Annotated in this window: 13 protein-coding genes; 2 read left to right on the top strand and 11 right to left on the bottom strand. The window is 59.5% G+C overall.

From position 1 onward, the window contains the following. Nucleotides 1-11 precede the first annotated feature (11 nt). The 3 genes from EL335_RS08025 to EL335_RS08015 are packed head-to-tail and all read right to left on the bottom strand — an operon-like array spanning nt 12 to nt 2,891. Nucleotides 12-953 carry a hypothetical protein gene (locus EL335_RS08025; protein ID WP_126445758.1) on the bottom strand — a complete coding sequence of 314 codons (942 nt, stop codon included), beginning with the start codon at nt 951-953 and terminating at the stop codon, nt 12-14. Further along, nucleotides 950-1,627 carry a class I SAM-dependent methyltransferase gene (locus tag EL335_RS08020; RefSeq protein ID WP_126445756.1) on the bottom strand — a complete coding sequence of 226 codons (678 nt, stop codon included), beginning with the start codon at nt 1,625-1,627 and terminating at the stop codon, nt 950-952. The genes EL335_RS08025 and EL335_RS08020 overlap by 4 nt, the downstream gene beginning before the upstream one ends. A gap of 31 nt (nt 1,628-1,658) precedes the next feature. Then, a complete protein-coding gene (locus EL335_RS08015) occupies nt 1,659-2,891 on the bottom strand; it encodes a glycosyltransferase (protein ID WP_126445754.1) in 1,233 nt (410 codons plus the stop codon). Nucleotides 2,892-2,969: 78 nt separating this feature from the next. Between EL335_RS08015 and EL335_RS08010 the strand changes: the two genes are divergently transcribed. Then, complete coding sequence (locus EL335_RS08010; protein ID WP_126445752.1) at nt 2,970-3,665, top strand: tetratricopeptide repeat protein; 696 nt, start codon at nt 2,970-2,972, stop codon at nt 3,663-3,665. On the opposite strand, the gene EL335_RS08005 is transcribed toward EL335_RS08010, so the two are convergent. From EL335_RS08005 to EL335_RS07970, 8 genes are read right to left on the bottom strand one after another with little or no spacing between them, the layout of a single operon-like run. After that, nucleotides 3,610-5,733, bottom strand: coding sequence for a GNAT family N-acetyltransferase (locus EL335_RS08005; RefSeq protein WP_148103021.1), 2,124 nt, complete (start codon nt 5,731-5,733; stop codon nt 3,610-3,612). The two genes, EL335_RS08010 and EL335_RS08005, sit on opposite strands and share 56 nt — an antisense overlap. Then, the gene (locus EL335_RS08000; RefSeq protein WP_172600061.1) at nt 5,730-6,842 is read right to left on the bottom strand and encodes a sugar-transfer associated ATP-grasp domain-containing protein; all 1,113 of its coding nucleotides are present in this window, start codon (nt 6,840-6,842) and stop codon (nt 5,730-5,732) included. The genes EL335_RS08005 and EL335_RS08000 overlap by 4 nt, the downstream gene beginning before the upstream one ends. Next, nucleotides 6,839-8,035, bottom strand: a complete 1,197-nt coding sequence (locus tag EL335_RS07995; protein ID WP_126445746.1) for a DegT/DnrJ/EryC1/StrS family aminotransferase — start codon at nt 8,033-8,035, stop codon at nt 6,839-6,841. Before EL335_RS07995 ends, EL335_RS08000 begins: the two co-directional genes overlap by 4 nt. A 26-nt stretch (nt 8,036-8,061) precedes the next feature. After that, the gene (locus tag EL335_RS07990) at nt 8,062-9,024 is read right to left on the bottom strand and encodes a right-handed parallel beta-helix repeat-containing protein (protein ID WP_126445744.1); all 963 of its coding nucleotides are present in this window, start codon (nt 9,022-9,024) and stop codon (nt 8,062-8,064) included. After that, the gene (locus EL335_RS07985; protein ID WP_126445742.1) at nt 9,021-10,697 is read right to left on the bottom strand and encodes an asparagine synthetase B family protein; all 1,677 of its coding nucleotides are present in this window, start codon (nt 10,695-10,697) and stop codon (nt 9,021-9,023) included. Before EL335_RS07985 ends, EL335_RS07990 begins: the two co-directional genes overlap by 4 nt. Further along, nucleotides 10,690-11,529, bottom strand: coding sequence for a hydrolase 1, exosortase A system-associated (locus EL335_RS07980; protein WP_126445740.1), 840 nt, complete (start codon nt 11,527-11,529; stop codon nt 10,690-10,692). Before EL335_RS07980 ends, EL335_RS07985 begins: the two co-directional genes overlap by 8 nt. Then, nucleotides 11,526-12,329, bottom strand: a complete 804-nt coding sequence (locus EL335_RS07975) for a hydrolase 2, exosortase A system-associated (protein ID WP_126445739.1) — start codon at nt 12,327-12,329, stop codon at nt 11,526-11,528. The genes EL335_RS07980 and EL335_RS07975 overlap by 4 nt, the downstream gene beginning before the upstream one ends. A 9-nt stretch (nt 12,330-12,338) precedes the next feature. After that, nucleotides 12,339-12,590, bottom strand: a complete 252-nt coding sequence (locus EL335_RS07970; RefSeq protein WP_126445737.1) for an acyl carrier protein — start codon at nt 12,588-12,590, stop codon at nt 12,339-12,341. Nucleotides 12,591-12,673: 83 nt separating this feature from the next. On the opposite strand from EL335_RS07970, the gene EL335_RS07965 reads away from it, so the two are divergent. Next, complete coding sequence (locus EL335_RS07965; protein ID WP_126445735.1) at nt 12,674-14,260, top strand: acyl-CoA ligase (AMP-forming), exosortase A system-associated; 1,587 nt, start codon at nt 12,674-12,676, stop codon at nt 14,258-14,260. Nucleotide 14,261: the final 1 nt, after the last annotated feature.

The following is a 14,261-nucleotide window of genomic DNA, read 5'->3' as shown; positions in this document are numbered from 1 at the left end:
TGAAAATGTCGCTATTTCAGCATGACTTTGGTAATAATTGATTTCAAAATAATAGGTAACTTAGACAATTCATCTGCTTCACTACGCATATGATGTGCAAAACTGCGACGAACATGCAGCCCAAAAGGTTGGTCCTTCCACATGAAGGCCTCCCAATTATTAGGGATTTGTTCATTCACCCATCCTCGTTTTTCGAAAGACGTCTCATCAAAATAACCTGTTCTTTTTGGAAGTAAGCACATCCAATCAGGAAGCAAAGACTCGATCAGGCGATTTTTGAGAGTAAGGAAACTGGGGTCTGGATGGTATATGGGTGTAACAACTTCATACTTGTTCGACAGTATGGAATAACGTCTCCAAACCCGTGTTCCAGTATCCCAGCTTCTTCTCGATATGCGATATCCCAGAACTGGAATCTTTGTGAGAAGTTTTGCAAGTCTTCCTTCTTTCCATTCGAGTAAATCTAGTTGAGGCGTAAAGTCGAGCGAATCACGATCAATTACATGACTGTCAAAAGCGAAACAATGCACTGCAGGAAAATAGCGATAGTTCTCATGATGCCGCGGATGCCATGGCACTCCAAAAAAACTGAGGGCACGAGAATGCATGTAATCTGGAATGACTTTTGCCCACTCTGGCAATAATAAGAAAAAATCAGGGTCAAGAATCAATACATAACGATTGAGGTTGACTGTGCGCAGCAGATTGTTGAGTGCAGAGGCGTGATGATGGCTGATGCCTTTATCATTCTCACCGTCCCCTGGATGTAAATAAAATCCTGCCTCGCTTTCAGTGAAGCGCTCCGGATGATCGATCGGACTATTCTCTGCAACATGCCATTCGACATCGTTTAGGAAATCTTTGTGTAATAGTTGGGAGAGCCGCATGTTTTCAAGTAGCAGAGCCTTATGGCCATACGAGACAGTCAGAATGGTGAGCCGGTTTGTTTTCATCCGTGGCATTTATTGTGTGCGCGAAGAACAAACTGATATGTCATGAATTCACGTACTGGAGCAAAAGAAGCAATCGGTGACAAGGTGCGTAGAGCTATTTTGTTGATCAAACCGCTTCCCTTGTCACCCACGCGCAGCGTGTAATGTTCGGCCTCAATGGTAAATCCAGCAGATTGCAATAAATATCTTGCATCTTTTAGAGTGAACCAGCGCAAGTGATTGTAGTCAAAAATTCCTCTATCGCGACGAGGAAATCTGCCTGCAAGATAAATGGAAGTGAATGCTGAGTGATGCCGAATATTTGGCAGGCTGACGATCAAGGTTGCATTATCTGCCATGATATTCGTGATTTGTGCTAACAGTCTTTCTGGTGCAACTAAATGTTCCAATACATCCGCTGCAACTACGCAATCGAATCTTTCATCAGCGAACTTCGCTAAACAGTTTTCATGATTTAAATCTTCAACAATCACCATATCCAAACGAGACTCGGCTATGCATGCCAGTTCAGATGACAATTCGATTCCATAAACTCGGCGATTCTTTCCCATCTGTTTAAGTGCGGCACCAAGACTGCCATCACTGCATCCAAGGTCGAGTATCAAAAGTGCATTTTCAGGCACCATTGCACAAATGTCAGGACGGGAGGTTGTATATGCTTGCAGGCGATCCATGGCTTCAGTGTGGTGGTTTAGGTTAAATGGATCAAGCGATTTCTTCTAAAAGCTTCGCAAGTAAAGCACTCCTGCCTTTTCGGGATGCTGCTCTGATTGCAATGTCGGTGGCTAGTGACCCTACACGGGGATTGATTGCAAAATCAAACAACAACCTTTCAATGGCGGAAGGATCATCGAGCGGCGCGATCGTCGAAATCCCCGCGTGGCGAAGGGTCGATCCCGTGTCACCTTCCAATGGGGTGAGTGCGATGATGGGTCGCTTGGCGCGCAGATATTCATACAACTTGGCAGGAATCTGATCATTGCAATTGGCGGCTTGGAGCAGTAATAAGCCGTCTGCGCGCAGCATTTCGGCAAGAGCTTCTCGATAGGGAATGGCTGGAAATATCTCGATGTTTTCCATGACATCATATTTGCTTGCCAATGTTCGCAAAAGATCGTCATGTGCTGCTGCGCGAAACCGCAGCTTCAATTTCGATGCGAGATCGGGATGCGAATGCCTGAGTTGTGCCAAAGCTTGGAATAGTGCCGTCGGGTCGCGTTCCGTGGGATAAACGATGCCGCTGTGCAACAGCGTCAACTTGCTTGGATTCAAAGGCGCACGATCATGAAGCTCGGCTTCTGTTTTTGCAAAAGTTTCTTCGTCATAGCCATTTTCGAGCACTTCGATGCGCGCATTTGCTTCCGGGTATCGCTCCCGGTAAATGCGTGCTGCACCCGGCGTTGTGAACAGAGCAACGCTCGCACTTTGCATGGCTGTCATTTCGATACGTTTGAAGTGTTGCCAAGTGATCGGGTCGGCCGGATAGCCTTCTTGAGCCATCGGATCGCGGAAATCGGCGACCCAAGGCAACCCGGTGCGTTTTCGAAGCTCGGCGCCGATGATGTGAGCAGTGGCGATTGGATAGGTGCTCCAGATAACCTGCGGCCGGTATTGGCGAATCAACTTCAATCCTCGACGAATACCGTCGAACTTCCAGCTCATCCATCGATCGGGACGTGCAAGAAAGCCGGGGTAGCGCTTGGCGATCGATAGGTGTCGAGCGGTGTCGAGTGCAAAGGCGCGGCTTACGATTGTTCCCGTGGGGATGTCGGCGAGCAGATCGTCACTGGTGCGCTCGTATGCAAAAGGCCGTGTTGTCAGAACGATCGGTTCCCAGCCGAATTCGGGGAGGTGCTGAACGAAACGCAGAGTGCGCTGGATACCGCTGCTTCCCGCCAATGGTGGGAAGTGATAGGCAATCATCAGGATGCGCTTCATGAGGTAAGCGTGCGTGAAGGTTATCGAGCTATGATAGCAACGTTATCTCACTGGTCAGAATACCGTTGAAAGGACGCAATGATGCATTGGTATTCAATATTGATGACGTTTTTCTTTGGCGTATCGGTCTTTGTGTCGACGGTGCAGGCGCAGGAAGCCTGCGGCAGTCTGCGAAACGCTTATGGCCCATTCGATTACCGCACTGAGAAACCCAAGCTCGAAATCGTCGAAGGCGCTCATTTCCTTCCGTTCGTCGAAAACCTGCAGCGCGGAAACACTTCTACCACCCCGGGCAGGGACATCGATTACACCTTGCGGGCTTCGCCAAATCACCATCGGGCCTTGCTGGCAATGATGAATCTGGCGAAGAAGGAAAAAACTGAAAAACCGAGGGGATCGCGCTATAGCATCAGCTGTTGGCTCGACCGGGCAGAACGTTTTGCACCCGACGATGGCATGGTGAAGATGCTCTATGGTGTGTATTTGCTCAGACGGGGTGAAACGGAGCAAGGTGCCAAAAAGCTGGAAGAAGCATTGACCCTGGCTGGAGACAATGCCAATGTGTATTACAACCTTGGTTTGGCTTATTTCGATCTGAGGGATTACGACAAAGCGCTTGCTAGCGCGCATAAGGCCTATCAACTGGGCTTCCAGTTGCCGGGGTTGCGCCAGAAGTTGGAAAAGATCGGGAAATGGAAAGATCTGCCATCGCCTGCTGTCAGCCAGCCTGAGCTTCCTTCTTCTCGCGCATCAGACGGATCACCTGGCCAATGATTTGTTTAGGGAGCTGCAAGACTCCTTGAAAAGTTCTTGGGTTGATGGCGACGATCCCCCAGCGTTCTCTTCGGTTGCTCATCCAGGTCTTTTTGTATTCATCGTCCCCGATCATGTAATCGACTTCTCGCACGCGATCGCGATCGATTGCGTGTTCCATCAGGTGTGCCGTGAGTAGGGTACCGGGGGCATATTGGGCATGAGCTTCGTCGTAAGCAAGTTTGTAAATGTAGGCCTTGCCATGGGCGACGATCCAGAGCTGGGCCGCGATGGGCTGACCAACCAGTCGCGCGATACCGAGGCGCAGCCAGCCTTTGGCTGCCAGCCAGCGGATCAGCCCTGGAATGAATTCTGGATAAGGCTCCGGCTTCTTCCAACTGCGCGAGTAGACGTGAATGAAGTCGGCGATCGCGGCTTCGGCTTGCGTCGGCTCGGTGATGATTTCCAGCGTGCCGCCAGCAGCGGCGAATTTCTTGCCTTTGCGTTTGATCGTGTTGCGTAGCTGCCCTTCGCGCTGCTGGAAATAATCCTGCCAGCTGCCAGAGACGGGCAGATGCCAGTTGCCAAAGCAGAAATAGCGGAAAGGTATCCAGCCGATGCTGCGTAAAGCAGCGAGTGTAGCGGCAAAGGCGGGCGCCTCTGGGTCCATCGGGGCGAAGCGCATTTCATGGGCGCCCTCATGATTGCGGCTGGCGGTTTCCAGCAATGCAGCGAGATCGACTTCGGTGGCATCCTCGCCGAGGATGGGGCTGTAGAGCGACGTGTAGAAGTTGCCAAGCGCCTCGATGCGCCGCACGAGACCATAGCGAGCGAGGCGCACCGGCAGGATGGCGACGGCTTTTCCGGCGCGTTCTGCCACGTAATAACGCATCCCTGGGTCTTCCGCGAACACGCTGCGATGGAGGTTGTCGAACCACCCGGCAGCGAATTCCGGATAGCGCGTTTCGGCTTGCTCGAAAAGTTCCAGGGCGCTGGGCGGCAGGGATGAGACGTTCGGAAAGCTGTGAATCTGCAATGGATCGAAAGCATTGCGATTCTGGTTTTTTGCCAGGCGATGAGGCAGGGATTTGATGGTGATGAGTGCAGTCGCGATGGGCTCGTTGCGCAAGATTTGGTGGTGCGGGATGGGACGCAAGCTGGTCGCCCAGTCGGCCTGGTCACGCGTGGCATTGGTATAGAACTCGATGCTGCCATCCGGTATTTCGTTGAAGGCGCGTTCGATCATGTCGTGCAGCAGCAATCGGCCCGGCGCAAAGGCGGATTGTGTTTCGTCATAGGTGGTTTTGAGGGCGATCCACATCGTTGGGTGGCCAATGAATAGGCGCGAGGCAACCAGCCGTTCGCCGGCATGAAGTTCCATGACCATTGCCTGACCGGTGGCGCCGAAGCGGCCGAGCATGTCGGTGTAGAACCTGCCTTGCGCATTGTCTGGCGCGATGGAGGTTCCCCCTTTGCCTTTCCAGCCAGCCGATTCGAGCACGCCGTAGCGCTTCAGTGCTTCAGCGATTTCATTCGGTTTGGTGAAGCAGTGAACCGAAATCGCGCCTGCGACTTGTTTGGCACGCCGTAGATAACGGCTGATATTGTGTCGCAAGTTTTTTGGACGCGCTTGCCAATAGGCGGCGAAATCGCCTCGGGTGCTAATTGCCATCGTGTTGGCATGTGGCATGACGATGCGTGGCAAGCCTAGCTGCGTCCAATCGGGCGAGTAGAGCGGGTCTATGGAAAGGAGATCGAGGCTCCAGGCGTAGCCGGGCAAAGCCAGCAGCAGGGTTTCGAGCAACTTGGCGTTTTTCAGCATCACCGCACCGGCCTGGGCTTGCGAAGGCAGAAAAAGCGCCCAGCGGCCGCGGCCCCGTGGACGGACGATCAAAGCACCATCGACACTTCCGGCGCCGTGATGGATGCAAAGCAGTTCGTCGCCATTACCGAAGTGTTCGAGCAGGGAACCGACGAAGCGGCTGTCGAACATGGGATGGCTTGCATAAAGCTCGGCATTGAGCCGATCCCATGCTTCGGCGAAGGCTGGGAAGTGCTCGCGTGCCGGTTTGAGATCCCACCCCATCATTTCGAATGCCAACCCAAGCGCATGGCTTCAAAAATGGCCTGGCGTTCTGCTTCGAGGATTTGTAGCGCCTCGACCAGGCGTGCATCCATCAGTCCTCTGTGGCTAATGGCCTGGGGTACGGCGAGTTCCGATTCGGTGTTGAGTTCGATCAGCAGGGGGCCCTGCGGTGTGATGGCGACATCCCAATTCTGAATGCCCAGCCCTGGAAAATGACGTGATGCTTCCTTGGCCAAGGCAATGGCCTCGCTCCAAAGCGGTATTTCGAAGCCGATCAAAGACTTTCCGGTATCAGGATGTCTGTCGATGGCACCTTGCGGCCCCATGCGCCGAATGGCGTGTGTAATGACGCCCCGTTCGGTATCGAGGGCGGCGAGCAGATTGCCATAATCGCCATGGGAAAAATTGTCGAGCATGTTGTGTCCCGTGACGATCTTGAAAAAAGCGGTATGAACGAGTGTTTCGCAGCGTGCAACGATGCAGATCATCCGAATGCAGCAAATGGCGGCGCTGCCGGTCAGTTCGCGAATGGCCGGATGGGATTCTGCACACTCCTGAAACAGCATGCCCTGGAAGGGAAGGAAATCGAAGGGGGCGAAAAATTTGTCAAACTCGACCCTGTTGCCATCCAACAACCGCACCTGCTTGCCATCGAAGCCAGCCAACCCGGCAGCCCCGCGACCATAGCCGGCCGAAATGGGCTTGACGAATAGCGGATAGGGGGCGGTTTGGAGGTATTGGAAGACATCTCCACGGCTCTTCAGCAGGGTTTCTTTGGCGATGCGTCTGCCATTGACCGAATATGTCGCCAGCGGGCGCGGGAAGGGGAAGCCCAGTGAATCGAGGATGATGTAGTTGATCAGCTTGTCATTTGCCAGCACACGTGCATGATCGCTGTTGAAACGGCGGTCCAGTTCTGCGCTGGTCCGCCAGCTGATGAATTCGGCGCGCTGCTCAGCAGTCAGTTTTGGATCCCAAATGCCATATTCGAAATATTCCGAGATGCCGATGCGTTGTTTGCCAAGTCGTAACGCGATGGCTTCGCGCAGCTGTCGGCTGAGGGTTTTTCCGGTCAGATTCCGGACGGCCTTTGCGGTGGCGATCAGATTCATTGGCATGCTTGGAGAAGTGCCGTCCTGCCAGCGCCGACTTTGGTGAGAGCCGAGATTATCCAGTCCATTTTGCTTTCATTGAGGGATTGGTGGCAGGGCAGGTGCAACAAGTGTAAGCGGTAGTGCGTCGCCGTCGGGCAGGTCGAAGCGGCCATGCTGTCCCAGCGCCAGATCGGTACGCCCAGCCGCTTGAGCCAGTAGAAGTGGGTTTCGGGGTGCTCGATCAGCAGTGGGAACATGTAAGGAATGCAATCATCGGGCAATTCGGGGTAAAGCGGCCGACAGTATGGCAGATTCATGGTCGCTGTGGTCCAGCGACGATAATTCTTGCGTCTCGACGAGGCGATGGCTGCGATATCGGGATGACGGTAGAGTAGCCGAGACAAGCGCAGACTTGCTCGGCCGGCATGTTCCGGCCGATAGTCGCTCGATGGGCCGGCGAACTCGTGGCGCTCGCTGGCCAGGGGACTCGGGTTGGCGGCGTTTGCGGTGAGCTCGGCCTCCAGCATCGCGAGGTCGCAGCGGGAGGCGCTGTGGGCTTTTTGCCAGAAGCTGGCGATACCGGCGAGCTCGTCGCGCCAGCTTGGCGCCCTGGGGACGATGTCGTGCAGACGCCCGGCCTCCGGTGCGTAGAGCAGGCCGCCATCGGGACTGGGGAGGAATTTGTAAGGGCTGGAGACGACGAATGCGCCATAGGCGCCGATGCCGGCAGGACGGTGCTGCTCGGTGAAGAAAGCGTGCGAGGCGTCTTCGATTAGGGTGATACGGCGCGCCGCGCACCAGTCGGCGAGTGCGGCGAAGTCGCGTGGCAGACCGAAGAAGTGCGTGGCGAGCAATGCCCTGACGGGGATGGGCGCCGAGTCGGCCAGGGCATCGAGCGCGGCGAGATCGGGCGAAAGGTCGGATCGCAGTGGGTAGAGTGCCACGTCGGCACCCAGCGCCAACGCCGGGTCGAGCATCGTTCGGCAATGATAGGCTGGCGCGAGCAGGGTGCTGCCCGGGCCGATGCCGGCGAGCCGATAGGCTTCGCGCAGGGCATAGCGGCCGCGTGAAAAGTGGCGGAAGTGCGCGGTGGGCGCCCATGCCGACGGTGCTGCGAATGCGATTCCGTCAAAGCCGATCGGCAGCAGCGGCAGGCGCGGCCTGGGAAAACCGCAAGAGCTGGGATCGAAGATCAGGGTGTCGAGCAGCATGCCGTCCTATCAGAGCCGAGTTCCTGTCATCGGCTTGTTGCTTCGGCAGGAGTCAGGATGCCAATGCCGTGCGTTTCATTGTCGCCGATGTCGAGGCGGGGCGGGGTGGGGAATTTGTCTCCATGGACGCGCAGGAACCAGCCGCCGGGCAGGACATCGCTGATCAGCACGTTGTGGCGCAGGGTGAGCGCATTGTCGGGCCAGACATCGCCTTCGGCGCCGTAAGAGATCAACACGGGGTTCTGGGTCTTCGCGCTCTGGGCGACGGTGTTGCCGGTGATCGTGGCGATGCCGCCGTTGGGAAGGTCGATCTCGTAGGAAGCTTCGCCGCTGGAGCCGTCGACGATCTGATTGTCGTGGAGCAGGCTCTGCCGCGCGCGCGATTTGACCAGATGGCCGCGAAAACCGTTTTCGAAACGGCTGTGGCGGATCTCGACGCGGGCGATGCGACCGACATAGAGCAGGTGCGGCAGCGAATGCATCTGATGCGGCGCGTCGGCGAAGCGGCTGTGCTCGATGACGAGTTCGGAAACGCCGTCGTTACTGGTGAGGATGCCCATCTGGTTGTCGATGAAGGCGCAGTCGCGCACGGTGAGCCTGCCGCCTTCGAAACGGATGGCCGCGCCGTTGCCGGCCGGTACGCGGCTGCCGCGGAATTCGAGGTTTTCGAGGTGGAATTCGCCGTTGCGGATGACCCAGATGGCTTTCCCTTCCGCGCTGCTGCCGTCGGCGATCAAAACGGGCCGCTGACCGATACCGCGCACAGTGAGCCGCTTTTGCAGCCAGACGGCGACATCGCCGCGATATTCGCCGGGGAGGATTTCCACCGTGTCGCCGTCCTTGGCCAGGCGGGCGGCCTCGGCGATGCGCGTGAGGCGTTCGTGCGGGCCGACGCGCAGGGTGTCGGCTAGGGCGCTGGGGAGCGTGAGGGCCAAAAAGAGCGCCAGCGTGATGTGCTGTGCCGTCTTGCCAGCGCCGGGTTCCGTCATGGCTGACTCAGGCCGATGTCATCCGGCTGGGCCCGCAGCCATAGCTCCAGCATCGTCATGATCCACACCAGTTCGCCATAGAAGCCCGGATGCGCCGGCAGATGCTCTTCGAGCAGGCGGTCGATGAAGTCGCGCCGGATGATGTTGCGGTCGGCGAGGCCATTGAGGGCATCGGTAGCGAGCCGGTTGAGTGCCGGGTGAGCGACCGCCCACGGGCCGAAGGGCAGGCCGAAGCCGTGTTTCTTCTTGGTGATGATTTCGTCGGGCAGGAAGCCGCGTAGCGCTTCCTTGAAGAACCAACGCAGCTTGAGCCCTTTCAGCTTGTATGAGGTCGGCAACCGCAGTGAGAATTCCAGCAGGCGGTCATCGAGCAGCGGAAAAGCAGGTTCGATGCCAGCCAGTTGCGCCGAGCCGATCACTTTGGGCAGGTCGTTTTCGGCCAGCGTGTAGCGCCAGTCGTAGGCGAGCATCTTGTTGACGAGCGAAGCCGAAGCAGGAACGGCTTCATAGACTTCGCGCTGGTGGCGTGCCGGTTCGGCGGCATCGACGCGGGAGAGGAATTCGGGCGTGAAGACGTTTTCGAGCCCCATGCGCATCAGGAGGTTGTAGGTCTGCATGCGTTCGGGCATCGGCACGCGCGCCTGGCGGACGTAGCTGGCGACTTTCTTCAGCAGCGGCACGTGATCGAACACCGTGCTGTCGGCGAAGGCCGGTTCGAGCAAGCCCTCGCGCAGGATCAGCGGCAGATGGTCGTAGAGGCCGAAGATGCGCTGTTTGGCGTAACGGGCGTTGCCGCCGAACAGCTCGTCGCCGCCGTCGCCGGCGAGCATGCGTTGATAGCCGTCTTGTTGCGCCATGCGCGCGCAGTAGTAGGCCGGCACCGCGGAGGAGTTGCCGAAGGGCTGGTCGTAGCTTGCCGCGACCTTGGGCATGCCGGCGACGAGATCGTCCGGCGTGACGTAGTACTCGTGATGGCGCGTGCCGAAGTGCTTGACCGCGATGCGCGCGTATTCCATTTCGTCATAGCCGGCGACGTCGAAACCGATCGAATAAGTGTCGGCCGGCTGGCCGCGGATCTGCGTCACCATGCCGGCGACCGTCGAGCTGTCGGTGCCGCCGGAGAGATAACAACCGGCGGGGCCGGCGGCGAGCCGCTCGGCGACCGCCTGTTCGATCAGCGCGCGGAATTCCTTGGCCAGCGTCGGGAAGGAGGGGTTGCGCACTTCGGCGAAATCAGGCTGCCAATAGGGAGCGACGCTCAAGCGGCCGTTTGCGAATGACGCACAATGGCCGGGCGGCAGACGGAAGACGTCGCGGAAGATGGTGCGCGGCGAGGGGATGACGTGGAAATAGAGGTAGTCGAACAGCGCTTGCGGATCGAGTTCGCTGGCGCCGAGCTCGTCCGCGCGCGCGGCGACGGTCAGCCGCCCGTCAACGATGCGGTAACACAGCGTCTGGATCGCGAAGCGGTCGATGGCGAGGAACTGGCGGCCGTCGGCGAGCGCGACGGCGACCGCGAAATCACCCGTCGCCTGGGCGGGCGCGGCGGCGCCATGTTGCTCGAAGGCGCGTTGCCAGGCGGCCGCGATGCCCTCGCGCGCGGCGAGATCGGCGAGCTCGCGGTCGGCAAAGCGCGGGTGGCCGAGGTAGAGGATGTCGGTTTGCTTATTCATTTCGCTTGAGCCAGTCGATGCAGGCATTTTCCACGGAATTGCGCCACTTTTGTGAGGAAAACGTGTGGTCGGCATCCGGCACGTCGCAGCGCGTGACACCGTTCTGTTCCAGCAGCCCACGCCAGCTTGCATCGCCGGCGGCATATTCGAGGAATTCTTTCGCGGTGTAGTCGTTGCCGCTCAGGATCAGCAGGATGCGGCCGGGGAAATGCCGCCAGCCGCGCGCCATGCGTTCCTGAAAGCCCAAGGGTTGCTCGGGCCGGGCGCACGCCTGGCCGAGTTTGCGCCACAGTTCGCCGAGCGCGGCGAACGGGTTTAACCGTCCCGTGAAGAGCTTCGTCCAGAATTCGCGCTGCAGCAGCCGCTGGCCGTAATAGTGCTTGACTTGCGTTTTTGCCAGCGTGGCTGCCGAGCGCACCCAGGGGTTGAGCAGGCATAAGCCCGCGATGCGCGCATCGCGCGTCGCCTCGACGTAGAGCAGCGCGGCGGAGGCGGCATCGCACAGTCCCCAGAGCACGACGCGCTCGACCGTCGGACAGGCGGTTCGGAGCGTATCGATCGCGGCGGCGATGTCCGGCGTGATCTGCTCGAAGCTGCGCTTTTCGCCGCTGCTGTCCCCCATGCCGCGGACATCGAAGCGCAGCGTGGGAAAACCCGCGCCAGCGAGCACGCGGGAGAGCAGCACGAACTGCCGGTGGCTGCCGATGCGCGTCTGCGGACCGCCGACGACGATGACGACGCCGAGGCCGGCCGGCTGTTCCGGCCGGGCGAGGATGCCGAACAGCATTTCACCCTCGCAGGCGAAGCGGAGGGGCTCTTCGCGGATGTTCATGTTTGCAGTGCGGCCAGTGTCGCCTCGATGAGCGCCGGCGCTTCCTCGATTTCCGTGGTCTGCCAGAAACTCGGCGCTGGCAACACGGCACTGGCGACCGAAAATTCCGCCGCTTGCCATTGTTCCAGGCACTTTTGCGAGGCCGGGGCGAGCGTTGCGTCGGCGCGGGATGAGAGCTCGAACCACAACAACCGCCCCGGTCGGTTCGGCGGTGCGAGGGTCGCGCTTTCCAGTCCCTGCGCGAGGGCGGGCGAGAGCGCATAGCCGACGATCTCGACGGCTTCACCGGCGGCGAGCCGTTGTTTGAGCGTGGCCATCACGCCCTTGGCCTCGCCGCCGAGCATTTCGCCGGCGAGCTTCAGACGCAAGAACTGTTGCAGGAATGTCCTGCCGGTGATCACCGGCTGCCAGAACAGGAAGTTCGCGGCAACCTCTGTGCGTCGCGCGGCCTCGGCCGCCAGCAAGCAGCCGCTGCGCAGGCCCCAGAGCCACAGCGGCGCGTCATGGCGCACGCGCAGCCAGTCGAGCGCGGCGGCGATATCGTCCAGCCAGGCTTGCCAGCTCGCATCGCCGAAATCGCCGCTGCTGTCGCCACAGCCGGCGAGATCGATCTGCAATACCGCGAGGCCGTGTTCCGCCAGCCGGCGCGACATCAGCGCGGCCATGCGGCGCGATTTGTTCATCTCTTCGGCAAACGGATGGAGATACAGGAACACCGCCCGCGTTTCGCCCGCCGGCGCGTAGTACAGGCAGAAGCGCTGACCTGCGGCGACCGGAAGGAAAAAGGCTTCGGCCGCCATCCGCGAGAATCAGCCGGCGAGCTTGGCTTCGACGAAACCGACCAGCGCGCCGACGCTGGCGAAGGTGCTGCCGTCGATCTCGTCGTCCTCGACGACGAAGCCAAAGCGCTCTTCGAGGCCGGTGATCACCGCGACGACGGCCATCGAATCGAGCTCGGGGATCGCGCCGAGCAGCGGAGTCTCGGCGCTGAAGCCGGTGGCGCGCCCTTTGAGGCTGAGGATTTCGTCGAGCAGGGCGAGGACTTCTTGCTGGGTGTTCACGGCGGCTCCGCTTTCGGGTTGAAACGGCGCGGATTATAGAGGTATGCGATACTTACCGGCAGATGCATTTCGATGTCACTGCCATGCGCGATGCCTTCCTCCTTCCCCAGCTGGTTTCCCTTTCCGCCGAGCGCGCGCCTGAAGCGGTCGCGCTGACCTATGGCAAACAGTCGCTCGCTTACGGCGCCTTGCAGGTGGCGGTGAGCGGTTTTGCCAGCGGTTTGCTGGCACTCGGTCTGCAACGCGGCGAGCGCGTCGCGATCTATCTCGAAAAGCGTTTCGAGACGGTGATCGCGAGTTTTGGCGCACCGGCGGCCGGTGGTGTGTTCGTGCCGCTCAATCCCCTGCTCAAGCCCGAACAGGTCGGCTACATCCTGCGCGATTGCAATGTGCGCGTGCTGGTCACTTCGAAGGAGCGGCTGAAATTGCTCGCCGAGGTGCTGCCGACTTGTCACGACCTGCGTCAGGTCGTCGTGGTCGAAGGCAGCCAAGAGCTGCCGCCGCTGGGCGCGCTCGAGTGCCTGCGCTGGGACGAGCTCATTGCCGTTCCGCCGCGCGCGGGCCATCGGGTGATCGATGGCGACATGGCGGCGATCCTTTACACCTCGGGGAGCACCGGCAAGCCCAAGGGCGTCGTGCTCTCCCACCGCAACATGGTGGCGGGTGCGAAGAGTGTGGCGAGCTATCTGGAGAACCATGCCGGCGACACGCTGCTCGCCGCGCTGCCGTTGTCGTTCGATGCCGGCTTTTCACAGCTGACCACCGCGTTCCACGCCGGCGCGCGCGTCGTGCTGCTCAATTACCTGTTGCCGCGCGATGTGCTCAAAGCGCTGGAACGCGAGCAGGTGACGGGGCTCACCGCCGTGCCGCCGCTTTACATCCAGCTCGCGCAGCTCGATTGGCCGGCGTCGATCACCGAGCACTTGCGTTACTTCGCCAACACCGGCGGGCGCATGCCGCGCGAGACGCTCGCCGCGTTGCGCGCCCGGCTGCCGAAGACGAGGCCGTTTCTGATGTATGGCCTCACCGAGGCGTTCCGTTCGACCTATCTGCCGCCGGAGGAGGTCGATCGGCGGCCGGACTCGATCGGCAAGGCGATCCCGAATGCCGAAATCCTCGTGCTGCGCGAGGACGGTACGCCCTGTGCGCCGAACGAGCCGGGCGAGCTGGTGCATCGCGGCGTGCTGGTCGGCATGGGTTACTGGAACGATCCGGAAAAGACCGCGGAACGCTACAAGCCGCTGCCGAGTCATGCGCCGGGGCGTGAGCCGGGACTGGTGATCCCCGAGCTGGCGGTGTTTTCCGGCGATACGGTGAAGATGGACGAGGAGGGCTTTCTCTACTTCATCGGCCGGCGCGACGAGATGATCAAGACCTCGGGCTATCGCGTCAGCCCCACCGAAGTCGAGGAGATTCTTTATGCAACGAAGCTGGTCGGCGAATGCGTCGCCTTCGGCGTCGATCATCCGACGCTCGGCCAGGCGATCCAGGTGATCGCGACACCGCCTGCCGGCGGCCGGCTCGACGTCGAGGCGCTGCTGGCCGAATGCCGCGCGCGCATGCCGGCCTACATGGTGCCGGCGGGCATCACGGTGCGCGACGGCCCATTGCCGCGCAACCCGAACGGCAAGATCGATCGCAAGACATTGAGCAGCGAATTCGTCGGCTGAC

Origin of the sequence: Sulfuricystis multivorans (assembly GCF_003966565.1) — a bacterium.
In the GTDB taxonomy this organism is placed as follows: Bacteria; Pseudomonadota; Gammaproteobacteria; order Burkholderiales; family Rhodocyclaceae; genus Sulfuricystis; species Sulfuricystis multivorans.
The sequence above is the reverse complement of the archived record's forward strand: the minus strand, read 5'-3'. Positions and strand labels throughout refer to the sequence as shown.

Excerpts from the sequence above, each read along its gene's own strand:
- EL335_RS08005 (WP_148103021.1), bottom strand. The coding sequence starts at position 5,733 with ATGATGGGGTGGGATCTCAAACCGGCACGCGAGCACTTCCCAGCCTTC.
- EL335_RS08010 (WP_126445752.1), top strand. The coding sequence starts at position 2,970 with ATGATGCATTGGTATTCAATATTGATGACGTTTTTCTTTGGCGTATCG.
- EL335_RS07980 (WP_126445740.1), bottom strand. The coding sequence starts at position 11,529 with ATGAACATCCGCGAAGAGCCCCTCCGCTTCGCCTGCGAGGGTGAAATG.
- EL335_RS08020 (WP_126445756.1), bottom strand. The coding sequence starts at position 1,627 with ATGGATCGCCTGCAAGCATATACAACCTCCCGTCCTGACATTTGTGCA.
- EL335_RS07975 (WP_126445739.1), bottom strand. The coding sequence starts at position 12,329 with ATGGCGGCCGAAGCCTTTTTCCTTCCGGTCGCCGCAGGTCAGCGCTTC.
- EL335_RS08000 (WP_172600061.1), bottom strand. The coding sequence starts at position 6,842 with ATGAATCTGATCGCCACCGCAAAGGCCGTCCGGAATCTGACCGGAAAA.
- EL335_RS07995 (WP_126445746.1), bottom strand. The coding sequence starts at position 8,035 with ATGCTGCTCGACACCCTGATCTTCGATCCCAGCTCTTGCGGTTTTCCC.
- EL335_RS08025 (WP_126445758.1), bottom strand. The coding sequence starts at position 953 with ATGAAAACAAACCGGCTCACCATTCTGACTGTCTCGTATGGCCATAAG.
- EL335_RS07990 (WP_126445744.1), bottom strand. The coding sequence starts at position 9,024 with ATGACGGAACCCGGCGCTGGCAAGACGGCACAGCACATCACGCTGGCG.
- EL335_RS08015 (WP_126445754.1), bottom strand. The coding sequence starts at position 2,891 with ATGAAGCGCATCCTGATGATTGCCTATCACTTCCCACCATTGGCGGGA.
- EL335_RS07985 (WP_126445742.1), bottom strand. The coding sequence starts at position 10,697 with ATGAATAAGCAAACCGACATCCTCTACCTCGGCCACCCGCGCTTTGCC.
- EL335_RS07965 (WP_126445735.1), top strand. The coding sequence starts at position 12,674 with ATGCGCGATGCCTTCCTCCTTCCCCAGCTGGTTTCCCTTTCCGCCGAG.